We start from the raw sequence: 1,033 nt of genomic DNA on the forward strand, positions 1-1,033 counted from the left end.
TTGATCGGCCTTGCCATCCCAAACGATGTTGAAATCGTTGGCAAATTGCTGACCTTCCACCACCGCCAGCGGAGACACCAAACCACGATCGCCACCGCGATACACTTCTAATTGGTAATGATCCACGTAGTAACTGAAGTTGGTGGTGATAGCAAAACTCATCTCTTGCAGAGGTTTGCCGTTTCTAACTTCCACATTGCTGCTGATGCTCAGATCCAGCACCGGGTCAAAGCGCATGATGTCACGGCTAACCCAAATCGCACCTTGTTCCAGATAAATACGAGAATTGTCGGTTTGTTCATGCGTGTTAACTTCAATACCCAGTGAGTCACTGCCCAGCTTTTCTAACTGGCTGGTGTCTTTTGCGTACGATAGGATCGGCAACGCCGCCGCGATACATATCGTCAGTTTTGATTGTCTAAATCTAATCATAATTTTCTTGCTTAACCGTTGCAGTCAATGGCTGAGAACAAGCCCAGCCAACGTGTAAGTTACGAACGGTTAATCATCCCCACTGCTTTGAATACTGAAGTTAAATTTCGTCAGTTTGTTTGGTGTGATTCGTTGTACTTTCGGGTTTTCACTGATCACTTTCATACCCGTTGGTAGCGAGTCTGTGTCGACTTTGACCAAGAACTGCTTCCCTTTCTTATTCAACACCCACTGATCTGGAACATGGTATCGACCATATTGGTCGGTCTCGATAATGATGCCCTCGACGGTAAGCAGTCGAACGCCCGGAATACCGTCTTCATAAAGCCCTTTGTTCTCAACGACGATCTCCCAAAGGTACTCATCCCCGTCGCGATAAAGGTTTCTCTCCACATCGATGTTCTCTGCCGACAGGCCTTTTTGCTTATCACCTTTATGCTTGGTAATTGCATTGCCTTGTTGGTCGAACTCGATGTGCGTGCCGTTATCGGTGGTCACCTTGAATGAGAAGCCTTGGCGAGTGCGTGTTTTGAATTGGAACGCCACTTGGTTGCTCTGCTTAAGCGTTCGGTTACGAGACAAGCCATATAGCTCATCCACT

1 protein-coding gene and 1 pseudogene are annotated in these 1,033 nt (G+C 47.2%); both read right to left on the reverse strand.

From position 1 onward, the window contains the following. Nucleotides 1-432 (reverse strand): annotated as a pseudogene (locus R7Q48_RS24910) (hypothetical protein); the annotation flags it as partial. Between the two features lie 69 nt (nucleotides 433-501). Further along, the coding region (locus tag R7Q48_RS24915; RefSeq protein WP_318132793.1) for a hypothetical protein at nucleotides 502-1,033 on the reverse strand (532 nt) is incomplete at its 5' end.

It is taken from the genome of Vibrio sp. 378 (assembly GCF_033339435.1).